Source organism: Acidovorax sp. KPB24-07 (genome assembly GCF_057543315.1).
Genome location: NZ_BAAJYS010000077.1, coordinates 1 through 15,292, shown reverse-complemented (window position 1 = coordinate 15,292; position 15,292 = coordinate 1). Strand labels below are relative to the sequence as shown.

The 15,292-nt window shown below is 69.2% G+C and carries 17 protein-coding genes; 10 read left to right on the top strand and 7 right to left on the bottom strand.

Features of this window, described 5'->3' with window-relative positions:
- Nucleotides 1–232 precede the first annotated feature (232 nt).
- Nucleotides 233–1,216 (top strand): Bug family tripartite tricarboxylate transporter substrate binding protein, encoded by a 984-nt coding sequence (locus AC27IQ_RS10860; RefSeq protein ID WP_487089467.1) that lies wholly within the window; start codon nt 233–235, stop codon nt 1,214–1,216.
- Between the two features lie 27 nt (nt 1,217–1,243).
- Here the strand turns inward: AC27IQ_RS10860 and dkgB are convergent, their stop codons facing one another.
- Nucleotides 1,244–2,068 (bottom strand): 2,5-didehydrogluconate reductase DkgB, encoded by an 825-nt coding sequence (gene dkgB / locus AC27IQ_RS10855; protein WP_487089466.1) that lies wholly within the window; start codon nt 2,066–2,068, stop codon nt 1,244–1,246.
- 62 nt (nt 2,069–2,130) lie between these two features.
- Nucleotides 2,131–2,289, bottom strand: coding sequence for a hypothetical protein (locus AC27IQ_RS10850; RefSeq protein ID WP_487089465.1), 159 nt, complete (start codon nt 2,287–2,289; stop codon nt 2,131–2,133).
- A 171-nt stretch (nt 2,290–2,460) separates the two neighbouring features.
- Here AC27IQ_RS10850 and AC27IQ_RS10845 point away from each other — a divergent pair, with 171 nt between their 5' ends.
- The gene (locus tag AC27IQ_RS10845) at nt 2,461–3,351 is read left to right on the top strand and encodes a LysR substrate-binding domain-containing protein (protein ID WP_317353313.1); all 891 of its coding nucleotides are present in this window, start codon (nt 2,461–2,463) and stop codon (nt 3,349–3,351) included.
- A 94-nt stretch (nt 3,352–3,445) separates the two neighbouring features.
- On the opposite strand, the gene otsA is transcribed toward AC27IQ_RS10845, so the two are convergent.
- The 3 genes from otsA to otsB are packed head-to-tail and all read right to left on the bottom strand — an operon-like array spanning nt 3,446 to nt 7,419.
- Nucleotides 3,446–4,813, bottom strand: a complete 1,368-nt coding sequence (otsA, locus tag AC27IQ_RS10840; protein ID WP_272565231.1) for an alpha,alpha-trehalose-phosphate synthase (UDP-forming) — start codon at nt 4,811–4,813, stop codon at nt 3,446–3,448.
- 60 nt (nt 4,814–4,873) lie between these two features.
- A complete protein-coding gene (locus AC27IQ_RS10835; RefSeq protein WP_487089464.1) occupies nt 4,874–6,685 on the bottom strand; it encodes a glycoside hydrolase family 15 protein in 1,812 nt (603 codons plus the stop codon).
- The gene (otsB, locus tag AC27IQ_RS10830) at nt 6,682–7,419 is read right to left on the bottom strand and encodes a trehalose-phosphatase (protein ID WP_284429681.1); all 738 of its coding nucleotides are present in this window, start codon (nt 7,417–7,419) and stop codon (nt 6,682–6,684) included. Before otsB ends, AC27IQ_RS10835 begins: the two co-directional genes overlap by 4 nt.
- Before the next feature lie 160 nt (nt 7,420–7,579).
- Between otsB and trxC the strand changes: the two genes are divergently transcribed.
- Nucleotides 7,580–8,608: a thioredoxin TrxC gene (gene trxC, locus AC27IQ_RS10825; RefSeq protein ID WP_487089463.1), complete on the top strand. Its 1,029-nt coding sequence runs from the start codon at nt 7,580–7,582 to the stop codon at nt 8,606–8,608.
- Between the two features lie 32 nt (nt 8,609–8,640).
- Nucleotides 8,641–9,447: an META domain-containing protein gene (locus AC27IQ_RS10820; RefSeq protein ID WP_284431587.1), complete on the top strand. Its 807-nt coding sequence runs from the start codon at nt 8,641–8,643 to the stop codon at nt 9,445–9,447.
- A gap of 58 nt (nt 9,448–9,505) precedes the next feature.
- Here AC27IQ_RS10820 and AC27IQ_RS10815 read toward each other — a convergent pair whose 3' ends face one another.
- The gene (locus tag AC27IQ_RS10815) at nt 9,506–10,426 is read right to left on the bottom strand and encodes a phosphoribosylaminoimidazolesuccinocarboxamide synthase (protein WP_272566745.1); all 921 of its coding nucleotides are present in this window, start codon (nt 10,424–10,426) and stop codon (nt 9,506–9,508) included.
- Between the two features lie 422 nt (nt 10,427–10,848).
- On the opposite strand from AC27IQ_RS10815, the gene hpf reads away from it, so the two are divergent.
- The 3 genes from hpf (at nt 10,849) to hprK (ending at nt 12,768) form a co-directional block, all read left to right on the top strand.
- Nucleotides 10,849–11,184, top strand: coding sequence for a ribosome hibernation-promoting factor, HPF/YfiA family (gene hpf, locus AC27IQ_RS10810; protein ID WP_487089462.1), 336 nt, complete (start codon nt 10,849–10,851; stop codon nt 11,182–11,184).
- Between the two features lie 122 nt (nt 11,185–11,306).
- Nucleotides 11,307–11,777 carry a PTS sugar transporter subunit IIA gene (locus AC27IQ_RS10805; protein WP_272550568.1) on the top strand — a complete coding sequence of 157 codons (471 nt, stop codon included), beginning with the start codon at nt 11,307–11,309 and terminating at the stop codon, nt 11,775–11,777.
- A 37-nt stretch (nt 11,778–11,814) separates the two neighbouring features.
- Nucleotides 11,815–12,768 (top strand): HPr(Ser) kinase/phosphatase, encoded by a 954-nt coding sequence (gene hprK / locus AC27IQ_RS10800; RefSeq protein WP_272566747.1) that lies wholly within the window; start codon nt 11,815–11,817, stop codon nt 12,766–12,768.
- Between the two features lie 46 nt (nt 12,769–12,814).
- Here the strand turns inward: hprK and fur are convergent, their stop codons facing one another.
- Nucleotides 12,815–13,249 carry a ferric iron uptake transcriptional regulator gene (gene fur, locus AC27IQ_RS10795; RefSeq protein WP_272566748.1) on the bottom strand — a complete coding sequence of 145 codons (435 nt, stop codon included), beginning with the start codon at nt 13,247–13,249 and terminating at the stop codon, nt 12,815–12,817.
- Between the two features lie 92 nt (nt 13,250–13,341).
- On the opposite strand from fur, the gene AC27IQ_RS10790 reads away from it, so the two are divergent.
- From AC27IQ_RS10790 to AC27IQ_RS10780, 3 genes are all read left to right on the top strand, one after another.
- Complete coding sequence (locus tag AC27IQ_RS10790) at nt 13,342–13,890, top strand: outer membrane protein assembly factor BamE (protein WP_284407324.1); 549 nt, start codon at nt 13,342–13,344, stop codon at nt 13,888–13,890.
- A 58-nt stretch (nt 13,891–13,948) separates the two neighbouring features.
- Nucleotides 13,949–14,797, top strand: coding sequence for a 4-hydroxy-tetrahydrodipicolinate reductase (dapB, locus tag AC27IQ_RS10785; RefSeq protein ID WP_487089461.1), 849 nt, complete (start codon nt 13,949–13,951; stop codon nt 14,795–14,797).
- A gap of 17 nt (nt 14,798–14,814) precedes the next feature.
- On the top strand, nt 14,815–15,292 hold a 478-nt coding region (locus AC27IQ_RS10780), incomplete at its 3' end, for a MotA/TolQ/ExbB proton channel family protein (protein WP_487089460.1).

Genomic DNA, 15,292 nt, shown 5'->3' with positions numbered 1-15,292 from the left:
CGGCTGAGCGAGGCGGTGCTGGCGCACGATGCGGCGCTGGTGCAGGCGGTGGGCGAGGGCGGCGGGCAACTGCATCCGCTGCTGGAGCGCCTGGCAACGGCGGCGGCAGCGGCGTCGTCCGCGCCCCTCCCTTGATCCCCGCCCCCCTGATGGCCCCATGGCTCCGGCCGGCGCGGTCGTCTGGCATGCTTTCCGGCCTTGCCCCAACAGAACCCACACAAGGAGACAACGCATGACGAAGATGAACCGACGCCAGGCCGGCCTGGCGCTGGCAGGGCTGGCCGCCGCTGGCCTGGGAGCGCCCGCACGGGCGCAGCAGGGCGTGCCCCGCATCCTGGTGGGGTTTCCCGCCGGGGGATCGATCGACGTGGTGGCCCGCCGCCTGGTCGAGCAGTGGCGTGGCCGCACCGGCACCACCACGGTGGTCGAGCAGAAGGTGGGCGCGGGCGGGCGCATTGCCCTGGCCACGCTCAAGGACGCGCCGCCCGATGGGCTCACCCTGGTGCTCAGCCCCTCGTCCATGCTGACCATCTACCCGCACGTCTACAAGCGCCTGCAGTACCGGCCGGCCACGGACTTCATCGCCGTGACGCCGGTGGCCCTGTCCACCTGCGGCTTCATGGTCGGGCCGAAGGTGCCCGAGTCGGTCAAGACCCTGCGCCAGTTCGCCGACTGGACGAAGGCGCGGACCGAGCCCGAGGGCTACGCCTCGCCCGCGGCCGGTGCCATGCCGCACTTTCTGGGCACCCAGTTCGCCCGCGCGGCCGGCATCCAGCTCACGCACGTGCCCTACCGTGGCGCGGCCCCGGGCCTGCAGGACCTGATGGGCGGGCAGGTCGCCTCCGGCTGCTTCAGCGTGGGCGACTGCCTGCCGCATCTGCCCACCGGCCGGGTGCGCGTGCTGGGCGTGACCGACACGCGGCGCTCGCGCTTCCTGCCCGATGTCGCCACGTTCGAAGAGCAGGGCTTCGCCGGCATCCACGGCGTGGAAAGCTATGGGCTGTACCTGCCCGCCAAGACGCCCGCCGCGCAGGTCGACCGGCTGCTGGCGCTGGCGCAGCAGGCGATCCGCGATCCGGCCGTGGTGGAGTCGCTGGCCAAGCTGGGCTTCGAGCCCGTCAGCAGCACCCCAGAAGAGTTCGCGCGGCAACTGGCGCAGGAGCGCGAGCGCTGGGCGCCCGTGGTGGCCGCATCGGGCTTTTCGTCCGAGGAATAGCCGCCGCCGGGCACGGGGCGGGCCGGGTCAGTCCCAGGCCGGTGCCAGGCCTTGCGGATCGACCAGCCGGCCGCCGCGCTCCAGTGCGGCGATGCGCTGCATCTGCCCGTCCGTCAGGCGCAGCTGCGGTGCTTTCAGATTGCTTTGCAGGTGGGCGTGCTGCGTGGACGAGGGAATCACCGCATGGCCCAGTTGCATGGCCCAGGCGAGGGCCACCTGCGCCGGCGTGGCCGCCAGTTCCGCCGCGATGGCCTGGATCACCGGGTCCTGCAGCACCTGGCCGTAGGCCAGCGTCATGTACGACGTGGTGTGGATGCCCTGGCTGCGCGCGAAGTCCACCACCGCGCGGTTCTGCAGGTAGGGGTGCAGCTCGATCTGGTGCGTGGCGATGCGGTCCGCGCCCACGGCAGCGATGGCTTCGCGCAGCAGGGGGATGTTGAAGTTCGATACGCCGAAGGCCCGCGTCAGTCCCTGCGCCTGGGCCTCGGCCAGTGCGTCCAGCGACTCTCCCACCGGCACCGCGCCGCCGGGCGACGGCCAGTGGATCAGCGTGAGGTCCACCCGGTCGGTGCGCAGCCTGGCGAGGCTTTCCTTCAGGCTGGGAACGAGCCGGTCGGCCGCCAGGTGGTCGGTCCAGACCTTGGTGGTGATGAACAGTTCGTCGCGCGGCACGCCGCTCTCGGCGATGGCCTGGCCGACCTCGGACTCGTTGCCGTAGATCTGCGCGGTGTCGATGTGGCGGTAGCCCAGCGCCAGCGCGGTTTTCACCGAGTCGATGACGATCTGGTCCTTCAGGCGGAAGGTGCCCAGGCCGAAGGCAGGCACGGTGGGGGAGGCAACGGGTGTGGTCATGAAAGTCTCCGATGGAAATGAAGGGGTGAACGGAAAAAGGTTGGCCATGCAAAGCGGCCGGATCAATGGGCCGCGACGGCCGGATTGCCCGTGCGCACCGCGAAGCGGCTGCGGCGGTCCAGCACCGCGCTGTAGTGCGTGAGGGGCAGCGACACCAGCAGGCCGGCCGAGGGCAGGCCGATGGAAACATCCGCCGCCGTGGGCAGCAGGCTGACGATCACGAAGTCGCTCCGATGGCGAAAGCGCTGAGCGTCAGCGCGAACAAGGCAATGGGCATGGAAGCACTCCTGAAGATGCGCCGAGTCTGCGGGTTTATCCTTTGCAGAAACACCCGGTTTCGCTCCATAGATACTTGCCCTGGAATCAACAATGAAACGGCCAGACCACGCACCATGAAGACCACGCTCGAAGAACTCCAGGCCTTTGCCGCCGTGGTGGACGGTGGCTCCATCACGGCCGCCGCCGAGCACCTGGGCCAGACCGTCTCCGGCATCAGCCGGGCGCTGGCGCGGCTGGAGAAGAAGCTCGAGACCACCCTGCTGCGCCGCACCACGCGCCGCATCGAACTCACCGAAGAGGGGCAGGCCTTCCTGGCCCGCACCCGCGCGATCCTCGCCGCGCTGGACGACGCCGAGGAGCACATGGCCGCACGCCGGCTCCAGCCCGCCGGCCGACTGCGCGTGAACGCCGCCACGCCGTTCATGCTGCACGCCGTCGTTCCGCTGGTGCCCGAGTTCCGCCGCGCCTACCCGCAGATCACGCTGGAGCTGGACACCGACGAGCTGAACATCGACCTGCTGGCGCGCCGCACCGACGTGGCGATCCGCATCGGCCCGCTGCGCGACTCCACGCTGCACGCCCGGCCGCTGGCCACGAGCCGCATCCGGGTGCTGGCGAGTCCGGCCTATCTCGCCGAACACGGCCGGCCCAGGACCGCGGCGGCCCTCGGCCGCCACACGCTGCTGGGGTTTTCACAGGTCGAATCGCTCAACCGCTGGCCGCTGCGCGGCGCGCATGGCGACGAATGGCCCATCACGCCGGACATCACCGCCTCCAGCGGCGAAACGCTGCGCCAGCTGGCATTGCGGGGTGCGGGCATCGTGTGCCTGTCCGACTTCATGACCGCCGCCGACCGCGAGCGGGGCGATCTGGTGCAGATCCTGGCGAAGGACACGGCCGACGTGCGCCAGCCGATCAGCGCGGTGTACTACCGCAACACGCAGCTGGCCGCGCGCATCGCGTGCTTTCTGGATTTTCTGCAGGAGCGGCTGAAGGCGTTCTGAGGGGGGCGGCGGGCGATTCAGGCGCGCGCCGTGGTCGTGGCGGCCCAGGCGGTCTTGCCGGCATTTCCGAGCCGGCCTATCCGGTTGCAGCCCCTCAGCCCAGCGTCTCCAGGAACGTCTTGCGCCACCAGTGGATGTCGTGCTCCCGGATGCGCTCCATCAGCGCCTGGTGGCGCCGCTGGCGTTCCTTGAGCGGCATCTGCAGCGCGGTCTGGATGGTGTCGGCCATGCCCTGCGTGTCGTAGGGGTTGACCAGCAGCGCTTCCTTCATCTGCTCGGCCGCGCCGGCGAAGCGCGACAGCACCAGCACGCCGGGGTCGTCCGGGTCCTGGGCGGCGATGTATTCCTTGGCGACGAGGTTCATGCCGTCGCGCAGCGGCGTCACCAGGCCCACGGCGGCGGCGCGGCACAGGCCCGGCACGCGCTTGCGGGCCACGGTGCGGTGGATGTAGCGCAGCGGCATCCAGTCGAGTTCGCCGTAGTCGCCGTTGATGGCGCCGCACAGGCCTTCCAACTCCTGGCGCAGGTCGGCATAGGCGTCCACGCTGTCGCGGGTGGGCGAGGCGATCATCACCAGCGTGGCGCTGTGGTGGTTCTCGGGGTAGCGCGCCAGCAGCTCGCGGAAGGCGCGCACGCGCTGCGGGATGCCCTTGGAGTAGTCCAGCCGGTCGATGCCCAGCAGCAGGCGCCGGCGCGAATACTCGTCGCGCATGGCGGTGAAGGTCTGCACGGCCTCGGGCGCGGCGGCCAGGCGGGTGAATTCGTCCACGTCGATGCCGATGGGGAAGGCCCCCACCTGCACCGTGGCGCCGAACGCGCGCAGGTGCTGCGGGCCCACGGTTTCGGCATTGGCCTCGTTGCTCAGGTAGCGCGTGAAGTGCGACACGTCGGCCTCGCTCTGCAGGCCCACGAGGTCGTAGGCGAACAGGGAGCGCATGAGCCATTCATGCTGCGGGATGGCGGCCATGATGAGCGGCGGGGGCACCGGGATGTGCAGGAAGAACCCGATACGCTGGCGGCAGCCCAGCGCCCGCAGTTCGGCGGCGAGCGGGATCAGGTGGTAGTCGTGCACCCAGATGGTGTCGTCTTCCTTGAGCAGCGGCAGCAGCTTGCGGGCGAACATCTGGTTCACGCGGCGGTAGCCGGCGATGTAGCTGGCGTTGAAATCCGCCAGGTCCAGCCGGTAATGGAACACGGGCCACAGCACGCTGTTGCTGTAGCCGCTGTAGTAGCTGTCGTGGTCTTCCTGGCACAAATCCACGGTGGCCAGGGTGACGGTGCCCGCCTGGCGCGTCTGCAGCTTGCCTTCACCGGGCAGGCCGTCTTCGGAGATATTGCCGCTCCAGCCGAACCACAGGCCTCCGGTGCGGCTCAGCGTCTCGCCCAGCGCGACCGCCAGGCCTCCGGCGGCGGGCTTGCGGGGGTCGGCGATGCGGTTGGAGATGACGACGAGGCGGCTCATGGGAAATTTCCTTGCAGTGCGAACGGGCAGTCGGGGTGGGCGTGGCGGATGCGGCGCCTTTCAGATCACGCTGTCCCAGGGGTCGGACAGCCGGACGGCGGCATTGATGATGCCGACCATGGAATAGGTCTGCGGGAAGTTGCCCCACATCTCTCCGGTCTGCGCGTGCGTGTCCTCGGACAGCAGTCCGAGCGGGTTGCGCGTGGCCAGCAGGGCCTCGAAGATCTCGCGCGCCTGCGCCTTTCGGCCGATGCGGGCCAGCGCGTCGATGCGCCAGAACGCGCAGATGTTGAAGGCGGTGTCGGGCTTGCCGAAGTCGTCGGCGGCCTCATAGCGGCGCATGTAGGGGCCGTCGCAGAGCGACGCCTCCATGGCGTCCACCGTCGAGACGAAGCGCGGGTCCATCGGGTCGATCAGGCCCACCTCGGCCATCAGCAGCACGCTGGCGTCCAGTTCGTTGCCGCCGAAGCTCTCGGCAAAGGCCTGGCGCTCCTCGCTCCAGGATTTTTCCAGGATCTCGTCGCGCATCGACCGGGCGTGCGCGCTCCAGTAGTCGGCGCGTTCCGGCAGCTGCAGCGAGTGGGCGATCTTGGCCAGGCGGTCACAGGCGGCCCAGCTCATCAGCGCCGACGAGGTGTGCACGCGGGCGCGGGTGCGCAGCTCCCACATGCCGGCGTCGGGCTGGCCGTACACGCGCACGGCCAGTTCGCCGATCTGCTCCATGCGCGAGAACTCGGTCGCGCCCGCCGGGTGCAGCAGCCGCTGGTCGTGGAAGGCCTGGGCCGCGCCCAGGATGATGTTGCCGTACACGTCGTGCTGGAAATGCTCGGCCGCCTGGTTGCCCACCCGCACCGGGCCCATGCCCCGGTAGCCGGCCAGGTGCGGCACGAAGGCCTCGGGCAGGTCGTGCTCCAGGCCGATGCCGTACAGCGGCTGGATGTGGCCGTCGCTGGCCTCGGCCACCACGTTGCTGAGCCAGCGCAGGTAGTCCTCCATCGTCGCCGTCTCGGACAGGCTGTTGAGCGCCCGCACGACGAAGAACGCATCGCGCAGCCAGCAGTAGCGGTAGTCCCAGTTGCGGCCGCTGTCGGCCGACTCGGGGATGCTCGTGGTCATGGCCGCCACGATGGCGCCGGTGTCCTCGAACAGCGAGAGCTTGAGCGTGATGGCCGCGCGGATCACCGCGTCCTGCCATTCGAGCGGCACGGCCAGGCGCTGCGTCCAATGGCGCCAGTACCACACGGTTTCCTGCTCGTAGTGGCGCGCCGTGTCGGCAATGCCGGCGGGCAGCGACTCGTCGGCGCCCAGAAGGAAGTTGTGCTCGCGCGCCATCACGAAGGGCTGGCCCGACAGCACGTGGGAGATGGGCACGTCGGTGTTCAGCCGCAGCGTCAGCTCCTCGCCCACGTAGCGGATGTGGTTGCTGCCCTGCGTGATCTCGGGCGCGTCCTTGCCCCAGCCGTAGCGCACGTCCACCGTCACGCGGATGCGCGGTGCGCCCTCCAGCCGCCGCACGCGGCGCACCAGCATCATGGGCCGGAAGTAGCGCGACCGGGCGTAGAAGCGCGGGGCGAAATCCGTGATCTCGATGCTGTTGCCCGAACGGTCGGTGAGCCGCGTGCGCAGCACCGCGGTATTGGGCTCGTACCACTGCTCGGTGGTGGCGAGGTCTTCGATTTCGATGGCGAAGCGGCTGCCTTCGTCGCCCGGCTGCAGCAGGGCGTTGAACACCGGATCGCCGTCGAAGCGGGGCAGGCAGCACCACACGATGTGCGCCTGCGCATCCACCAGGGCGCTGATGGCGCAGTTGCCGATCAGGCCCAGGGCGAGCGAGGGCTCGGCGGGCGGGCCGAAATGGGAACCGGTCTTCATGCGGCGGGCCTTTCCGGCGCCGCCATCTGGTAGAGCCATTCGCGCAGGACGGTGGTGTCGTCGCAGCGCACCGTCGCCTGCGTCTCGCCCGGGCCCACCTTGATGCCAATGCCGCCCAGGGCCTGGGTGGCAACGAAGCCGTTCTCGTCCGTCACGTCGTCGCCCGCGAATACGGGGATGCGGCCCTGGAAGGGCGGGTGCTGCATGAAGTCGGTGATCGCCCGTCCCTTGCTGGGTCCCGAGGGCTTGATCTCCAGCACGCACTTGCCCTGCATCAGTTCGAGCCCGGGCGCGTGCTTCAGCGCATGCTCCAGCGTCGATCGGCACAGCGCTTCGAGTTCCTGCGCCTGCCGGTAGTGCAGCGCGACGCCGGCGCTCTTGCGTTCCAGGACCAGGGCGGGATAGCGGTCGCGCAGTGCCTCGATGGTGCGGATGACCGCCGTCAGATCCATGGCCGGCACGGCCCCCACGAGCCCGCTGTTCAGGCGGTACTGGGCGCCATGCTCGCAGGCCAGCGGTAGCTGAAGGGGGGACAGGAAGCGGTCGATGTCGGCTTGCGTGCGGCCCGTCGCGATGGCCAGGGCACCGCCCAGCCGCTCGTGCAGCGCCTGCAGCGCCGGCACGATGCCCGGGGGCACCTGCACCGCATCGGGGTGGGACGCAATATCGGCGAGTGTGCCGTCAAAATCGAGGAAAAGTGCGTATCTCGCAGTCAGTAGCGGTAGATTTTGCATTGCCAGCCACCTTACCAGAAGCCTTCGCGCGGGCTGTAGGCGCCAAGGCAGGGCGGCTGTAGGCGGGTTGAAAACGCCCGCCGCAGCGCCCATGTGCGATGGGCCTGCCCCGGTGCCCTGTGCCAGCCTGGGCCACCACCCTTCCTCATTGCGGCCTTCCATGAACGACACCTCGCCCCTCCACATCGTCTGCCCCCATTGCCACACCACCAATCGCGTGCGGACGGACCAGCTGGCGAGCGCGCCCGACTGCGGGCAGTGCCATCAGCCGCTCTTCGCCGGCGCCCCTCTGGCGCTGGACGCCGATGGTTTCGAGCGCCACGTGCAGCGCAGCCACATTCCGGTGCTGGTGGATTTCTGGGCGCCCTGGTGCGGCCCGTGCAAGTCGCTCGGGCCCATCCTGGAGAAGCTGGAGACCGAGTACGAGGGCCGCTTCAAGCTCGTGAAGATCGACTCCGACCAGGAGCAGCAGATCGCCGGCATGTTCGGCATCCGCAGCATTCCCACCTGCGTGCTGCTGATGAACGGCCAGCCCGTCGATGGCTTCATGGGCGCCCAGCCCGAGGGCCAGGTGCGGGCCTTCCTCGACAAGCACGTGCCCACCGCCGAGGCGGCCCTGGCCGAGCAGGAGGAGGAGCTGGCGCAGGACGCGCTGGCCGACGGCGATACCGACACCGCGCTGGAAAAGCTGCAGCACGCCGTCGCCACCGACCCCGCCAACGACGACGCCCGCTTCGACTACGTGAAGCTGCTGCTGCAGCTGGGCCGCGAGGACGACGCCAAGGTCGCCTTCGCCCCCGTGATCGCCAAGGCCCCGGCATCGCGCAAGCTGGGTGCGCTCAAGGCCTGGATGGATGCGATCGATTTCGTGGCCAGGGAAGCAAACGGCCCTTCGGCATTGGCCGATTTCGATGCCGGGATTGCCGCCAACCGCCGCGATTTCGACGCCCGCTTCGGCCGGGCGCGCTGGTTCATCGCGCACCAGCGCTGGACCGAGGCCATGGACGAACTGCTGGAAATCCTCACGCGCGACAAGACCTGGAGCGACGAGGCCGCGCGCAAGACCTATGTGGCCGTGCTCGAGATCATCGAGCCGCCCCGGGTGAAGGTGGCCGAAGGCCAGATCCCGCCGGAAGACCCGACGGTCGCCACCTACCGCCGCCGCCTGTCCAGCGTGGTGCTGAGCTGACCGGCGCCCCAGCCACCGAAGCCGCCCGGTCCATGGGCGCTGAACGGGCCCGTGCGGCGGCCCTGGCCGTGGCCTCGGTGCTGGCTCTCGCCCTGGCGGGCTGCGCCACATCGCCCCCGCCCGATGCCATGGTCATCGGCACGGTGTTCTCGCGTGAGCGCCTTTACGTGCCGCCCGACGAGCCCGCCGTGTTCGAGGCGGCGCTGCTCGACGTCTCGCGGCCCGATGCGCCGCCCACGGTGCTCGGGCGCCAGCGCATCGAGCTGCCGGGGCCGCCGCCGTACCAGTTGCAGATCCCTTTCCGGTCCGCGCTCACGCAGCCTCTGCTGCCGGGCCGCTACAGGGTTCGCGCCTCGCTGTCCCTGCAGGGCTATGTGCGGTTCGCCTCCGATGGCATCCATCCGCTGCCGCCGGACCCGGCCTATCGGCGCGTGGATGTCGAGCTGCACCGCCTGCCTCTGGACAAGGCGACCGCGCAGGCCGAGGTGCCGCTGCGGCAGACCTACTGGCGGTTGGTGGAAATCGACGACACGGCCGTGCCGCCGGCCCCCGCTGGCGCGCCCGAGCCGCATCTGGTGCTGGACAGCGAAGGGGGACAAGCGCGCGGGGCAGGGGGCTGCAACCGCTTTTTGGCGAGCTACGCGGTCGATGGCGTGCGCCTGCGGATGACGCAGATCAACACGACCCTGCAGCTGTGCCTGCAGACGGCCACCCTGGAGGGCCGTTTCCTGCACGCGCTGGACGAAGTCCGGACCTACCGCCAGGAAGGGCGGCAACTGCTGCTGTTCGGCGAAGAGGCGCGCGTGCTGCTGCGGCTGGAGGCCATCGAGCTGGAGTGAGGCGGCCGCACGGGCCGCCCGATGCCGCTGCGCTCCCTGGCGCGCGCGGCAGGGCCGTTCAGCCCACCAGGCGCTCGAGCGCCTCGCGGTACTTGGCGGCGGTCTTCTCGACCACCTCGCGCGGCAGGCGCGGGGCGGGCGCGGTCTTGTTCCAGGGCTTGCCGTTGATCTGCGTCTGCTCCAGCCAGTCGCGCACGAACTGCTTGTCGTAGCTGGGCGGGTTCTCGCCGGCGGCCAGAGCGCTTTCGTAGCCTTCCACGGGCCAGTAGCGCGAGCTGTCGGGCGTGAGCACCTCGTCCATCAGCACCAGCGTGCCGTCGGGCGCGAGGCCGAACTCGAACTTGGTGTCGGCAATGATCATGCCCTTTTCCAGCGCGATGGCCGCGGCCTCCTGGTAGATGGCGATGCTGAGGTCGCGGATCTTCGTGGCCAGCTCGATGCCGATCATCTCCACCGTGCGCTCGAAGGTGATGTTCTCGTCGTGCTCGCCCATCGCGGCCTTGGCGGCCGGGGTGTAGATGGGCTGCGGCAGCTTGGCCGCGTTGGTCAGACCCTCGGGCAGCTGCACGCCGCACACGGCGCGCGATTCCTGGTATTCCTTCCAGCCACTGCCGGCCAGGTAGCCGCGCACCACCGCCTCCACGGGGATCGGCTGCAGGCGCTGCACCAGCATCGAGCGGCCCCGCACCTGGGGTGCTTCGTCCGGCGTCACCACGCTCTCGGGATCGTCGCCCGTCAGGTGGTTGGGGCACAGGTGGCCCAGCTTGTCGAACCAGAACAGTGCCATCTGCGTGAGCAGCTCGCCCTTGCCCGGAATCGGCTCGCCCATGATCACGTCGAAGGCCGAGAGGCGGTCGCTGGCCACCATCAGGATGCGGTCGTCGCCCACGGCGTAGTTGTCGCGCACCTTGCCGCGCGCGAGCAGCGGCAGGGACGTGAGGGCGGAGGTGTGCAGTGCGGAGGAAAGGGGCAGGGTCATGGTGGGTGAAGCGATTGCGAACGGGAAAGCCGCGGCTTTCGGCGGCAGGGCCGGCCAGCCCGCGATTTTAGGGCGCGTGCCGGGATGGCCGGTGCAGGGCGGTCGGGAGGGTGGGGCGTGGGCCGGAACCGCAGCGGACGGCGGGCCATCGGGTCGGCAGGGCGCCGTGCCGGCGGTGCGCCCCGCGAAGGCGTCTGCGCTGTGTGCCGCGGAGCAAAGCCAGGCTATTTTGCGCCGTTTTTCGGCCCTTGGCACCTGGGAGGGCAAGACCCGACAGCCGACTTCGGTATGCGTTTGCAATTGCCCGGGGGCGGGCGCATAGTGAATCCAACACATGCATGAGTTGACCTTTCGCCGGGCCGTCCTTCCACCAGACCTTTAAGGACGGCGCTTCTTCAACGCAAGCCCAGGAGGCCAGTTTTATGAACCTGACGATCAGCGGTCACCACCTCGAAGTCACTCCCGCATTGCGCGCCCATGTGACGGAAAAGCTGGACATCATCAGCAAGCATTTCGACCAGGTGGTCGACGTCAAGGTGCTGCTCACCGTCGAGAAGCAAAAGGAGAAGGAAAAACGCCAGCGCGCGGAATGCAACGTGCATGTGAAAGGCAGTGATCTGTTCGCCGAGAGTTCCCATTCCGACCTGTACGTGGCCGTGAACGAACTGGTGGAAAAGCTGGACCGCCAGGTGGTCCGCCACAAGGACCGCATCCAGAACCACCACCATGGCGCCATCAAGCGGGAGCTGGTGGCCTGATGGGTGCCGGGGCCTGAGCAGCCAGGCCCTTCGCCACGCCGCCCTCAGGGGCGGTTTTTTTATGCCCCTCCTCAAAGTGCTCAGGGTTTATGCTAGGGGGTGCATAATCGCAACCCTCCACCATGAACCGTCTTGCCTCCATCCTGCCTGCCGCTCAAGTGCTCGTGAGCGTCGACGCCACCAGCAAAAAGCGCGCTTTCGAAGAGGCAGGGTTGTTGTTCGAGAGCCAGCACGGCCTGTCGCGCGCCCTCATCACCGACAGCCTCTTCGCTCGCGAGCGGCTGGGCTCCACGGGACTGGGCCACGGCGTCGCCATCCCGCATGGCCGCATCAAGGGCCTGAAGGCGCCGATGGCCGCAGTCTTCCAGCTGGCCCACCCGATCGGTTTCGATGCGCCGGACGAGCAGCCCGTCGGGCTCCTGATCTTCCTGCTGGTGCCCGAGGCGGCCACGCAAAAGCACCTGGAGATCCTGTCCGAGATCGCCGAGCTGCTGAGCGATGGCTCGCTGCGCGAGCGCATCAAGGGCAGCACCGATGCCGCCGAGCTGCACGGCCTGATCGCCGGCTGGCAGTCCGCCCAGGCCACCGCCTGACCCCGCCGCCGCCGCCGCTGCAAACGCTGAACCTTCCGTGAAACCCAACGTCGTCAGCGCCGATGTCCTGTTCGAGGAGTTCCGCGGCCCGCTGAAGTGGGAGTGGGTCGCCGGCCTCGGGGCCTCCGAGCGGCGTTTCGACGAGGTGGCCGTGCGCTCCGCGCGCTCCGGCGCCGACCTGGTGGGCTACCTCAATTACATCCACCCGTACCGGGTGCAGATCCTGGGCGAGCGCGAAACCGCCTACCTCACCAACGCGACGCCCGAGGACTGCAAGCGCCGCATCGCCCGCATCGTCACGCTGGAGCCACCCGTGCTGGTGCTGGCCGACAGCCAGGTCGCGCCCGATGCGCTGCTGTCCATGTGCGAGCGTGCGCAGATCCCGATGTTCTCCACGCACGAGTCGTCGGCCTTCGTCATCGACGTGCTGCGCGCCTACCTGTCCAAGCACTTCGCCGACCGCACCACCATGCACGGCGTGTTCATGGACATCCTGGGCCTGGGCGTGCTGATCACCGGCGAGTCGGGCCTGGGCAAGAGCGAGCTGGGCCTGGAGCTGATCTCGCGCGGCAACGGCCTGGTGGCCGACGACGCGGTGGACCTGTTCCGCATCAACCAGACCACCATCGAGGGCAAGTGCCCCGACCTGCTGCAGAACCTGCTGGAAGTGCGCGGCATCGGCCTGCTGGACATCCGCGCGATCTTCGGCGAGACCGCCGTGCGGCGCAAGATGCGGCTCAAGCTCATCGTGCACCTGGTGCGCAAGGAAACGCTGGAGCGCGACTACGAACGCATGCCCTACGAGCCCCTCACGCAGGACGTGCTGGGCGTGCCGGTGCTCAAGGTGGTGATCCAGGTGGTGGCGGGCCGCAACATCGCCGTGCTGGTCGAGGCGGCTGTGCGCAACACCATCCTGAACCTGCGCGGGATCGACACCTACCAGGAATTCGTGGAGCGGCACCGCCGCGCCATGGAGCGCGACGGCTCCTGACCATCGCGCCGCGTCCCGGGCCCGCCGGGCGGCGCGCGCCCGCTGCTCAGCGGTGCTGCGTGGTGGCCAGCTTGGCGCAGGTGGCGCACTGGCCGTACAGCGCCATCGAATGATCCTGCACCACCCAGCCCTTCGACTTGGCCACCAGTTGCTGGCGCTTTTCGATCTCGGGGTCGTAGAACTCCTCGACCTTGCCGCAGACCGTGCAGATGAAGTGGTCGTGGTGCTGGCCCTCGTTGAGCTCGTACACCGCCTTGCCGCTTTCGAAGTTGCTGCGGTTCAGGATGCCCGCCTGCTCGAATTGCGTGAGCACGCGGTAAACCGTGGCCAGGCCGATGTCCGAGCGCTCCTGCAGCAGCACGCGGAACACGTCTTCTGCGGTCATGTGGCGCTGCGCGCCCTTCTGGAAGATCTCGAGGATCTTCAGGCGCGGCAGGGTCGCCTTCAGGCCGGTGCTCTTGAGTTCGTCGATGTTCGTCATGACAGGGGTTTCCGTGTACCAAACCAGCGTGCCAAAGCCCGGGAGAAGCTGCCGCTACAATGGGTCGGATCATATCGCCTATGCCTAACTCCATGTCCGTTTCCGCCCGCTGCAGCGCCCGTTGGGCCCTGACCCTGTTGATCGGCGCCAGCTTGACGGCCTGCGGCAGCTTCGACAGCGCCAGCAACCGCGTCGCCAGCCTGGTCACTCCCTACAAGGTGGACGTGGTTCAAGGCAACTTCGTCTCCCGCGAGCAGGTCGAGGCGCTCAAGCCCGGCATGGGGCGCCAGCAGGTCAAGGAAATCCTCGGCACGCCGTTGGTGACCAGCCTGTTCCACGCCGACCGCTGGGAATACGTCTTCACGCTCAAGCGCCCCGGCGTCGAGGTGCAGTCGCGCAAGCTGACCGTGTTCTTCAACGGCGACGTGTTCGAGCGCGCCGAGGGCGACGAGATGCCCACCGAGGCCGAGTTCGTCGCCACCCTGGGCACCCGCACCCCGAAGAACAAAGTGCCGGTGCTGGAGGCGACCGAGGCCCAGCTGGCCAAGTTCCCCAAACCGGCCACGCTGCCCGAACCTGCCGATTCGCCCGTGCCCACGCCGCCGTCCAGCTACCCGCCGCTGGAATCGTCGACCCGCTGATTCCCGCCGGCCAGGGCCTGGTGCACACCGGCCCTGCGGCTTAGCCGCTGATCTTTCCATGACCGCCACCACTTCCCCGAACGCATCCCCCTCCACCCCTTGCCGCGTGGCCGTCGCCGGGGCCTCCGGCCGCATGGGGCGCATGCTGATCGAAGCCATCCGCGACACCGGCGGCGAATGCGTGCTGGCCGGCGCGCTCGACGTGGCGGCCAGCCCCGCCATCGGCTCCGACGCCACCGCCTTCCTGGGGTATGCCAGCGGCGTGGCCATCACGGCCGACGTGCGCGAAGGCCTGCGCCACGCCGACGTGCTGATCGACTTCACCCGCCCCGAGGGCACCATGGCCCACCTCGCGGTATGCGCCGAGACGGGCGTCAAGATGGTCATCGGCACCACGGGCCTGTCCGACGCGCAAAAGGCCGAGATCGCCGCCGCCAGCGAACGCACCGCCATCCTGCTGTCGCCCAACATGAGCGTGGGCGTGAACGTCACGCTCAAGCTTCTGGAGCTGGCCGCCAAGGCCATGTCCACCGGCTACGACATCGAGATCATCGAGTCCCACCACCGCCACAAGGTGGATGCGCCCTCGGGCACCGCGCTCAAGATGGGCGAGGTCATCGCCCAGGCCCTGGGGCGCGATCTCAAGGACTGCGCCGTCTATGCCCGCGAGGGCATCACGGGCGAGCGCGATCCGTCGAGCATCGGCTTTTCCGCCATCCGCGGCGGCGACATCGTGGGCGACCACACCGTGCTGTTCGCCGGCACCGGCGAGCGCATCGAGATCACCCACAAATCCGCCAGCCGCACGACCTATGCCAAGGGCAGCCTGCGCGCCGTGCGATTCCTCGCCGCGCACCAGACCGGCCTGTTCGACATGTTCGACGTGCTGGGCCTGAACGCCGCCTGACGGCCGGCGCGCACGCGATGGACGGCCTGCACTGGTGGCGTCAGGGCGACGCGGTCACCCAGATCAGCGCGCTGCTGCTGCTGGCCATGTCGGTCGCCAGCTGGGTCGTGATCGTCTGGAAGGCCCTGCTGATGCGCCGTGCCCGCCGTGATGCGGCCCGCGCCATCGCCGCCTTCTGGCAGGCCCCGTCGATCGCCCTGGCGGCCGAGCGCCTGCCTGCCTTCGACCGCGATGGCCTGGTGATGCCGCTGGTGCAGGCGGCCAGCGCCGTGGCCGGCGCCAATCAGGCCCCCGCCACGCTGGCCGCGCGCGGCAGCCTGTCCCAGCAGCTGACGCGCGGCCTGCGCGATGCACTGCACGGCGTGCTGGGCCGGCTGCAGTTCGGGCAGGTGCTGCTGGCCACCGTGGGCTCCACCGCACCGTTCGTGGGCCTGCTGGGCACCGTGTGGGGCATCTACCATGCGCTCACCGCCATGGCCGGGGCCGGCCAGATCA

What these genes read in the sequence shown, in the direction of transcription:
- AC27IQ_RS10860 (WP_487089467.1), top strand. Translation starts at nt 233, where the DNA reads ATGACGAAGATGAACCGACGCCAGGCCGGCCTGGCGCTGGCAGGGCTG.
- dkgB (WP_487089466.1), bottom strand. Translation starts at nt 2,068, where the DNA reads ATGACCACACCCGTTGCCTCCCCCACCGTGCCTGCCTTCGGCCTGGGC.
- AC27IQ_RS10845 (WP_317353313.1), top strand. Translation starts at nt 2,461, where the DNA reads ATGAAGACCACGCTCGAAGAACTCCAGGCCTTTGCCGCCGTGGTGGAC.
- otsA (WP_272565231.1), bottom strand. Translation starts at nt 4,813, where the DNA reads ATGAGCCGCCTCGTCGTCATCTCCAACCGCATCGCCGACCCCCGCAAG.
- AC27IQ_RS10835 (WP_487089464.1), bottom strand. Translation starts at nt 6,685, where the DNA reads ATGAAGACCGGTTCCCATTTCGGCCCGCCCGCCGAGCCCTCGCTCGCC.
- otsB (WP_284429681.1), bottom strand. Translation starts at nt 7,419, where the DNA reads ATGCAAAATCTACCGCTACTGACTGCGAGATACGCACTTTTCCTCGAT.
- trxC (WP_487089463.1), top strand. Translation starts at nt 7,580, where the DNA reads ATGAACGACACCTCGCCCCTCCACATCGTCTGCCCCCATTGCCACACC.
- AC27IQ_RS10820 (WP_284431587.1), top strand. Translation starts at nt 8,641, where the DNA reads ATGGGCGCTGAACGGGCCCGTGCGGCGGCCCTGGCCGTGGCCTCGGTG.
- AC27IQ_RS10815 (WP_272566745.1), bottom strand. Translation starts at nt 10,426, where the DNA reads ATGACCCTGCCCCTTTCCTCCGCACTGCACACCTCCGCCCTCACGTCC.
- hpf (WP_487089462.1), top strand. Translation starts at nt 10,849, where the DNA reads ATGAACCTGACGATCAGCGGTCACCACCTCGAAGTCACTCCCGCATTG.
- AC27IQ_RS10805 (WP_272550568.1), top strand. Translation starts at nt 11,307, where the DNA reads ATGAACCGTCTTGCCTCCATCCTGCCTGCCGCTCAAGTGCTCGTGAGC.
- fur (WP_272566748.1), bottom strand. Translation starts at nt 13,249, where the DNA reads ATGACGAACATCGACGAACTCAAGAGCACCGGCCTGAAGGCGACCCTG.
- AC27IQ_RS10790 (WP_284407324.1), top strand. Translation starts at nt 13,342, where the DNA reads ATGTCCGTTTCCGCCCGCTGCAGCGCCCGTTGGGCCCTGACCCTGTTG.
- dapB (WP_487089461.1), top strand. Translation starts at nt 13,949, where the DNA reads ATGACCGCCACCACTTCCCCGAACGCATCCCCCTCCACCCCTTGCCGC.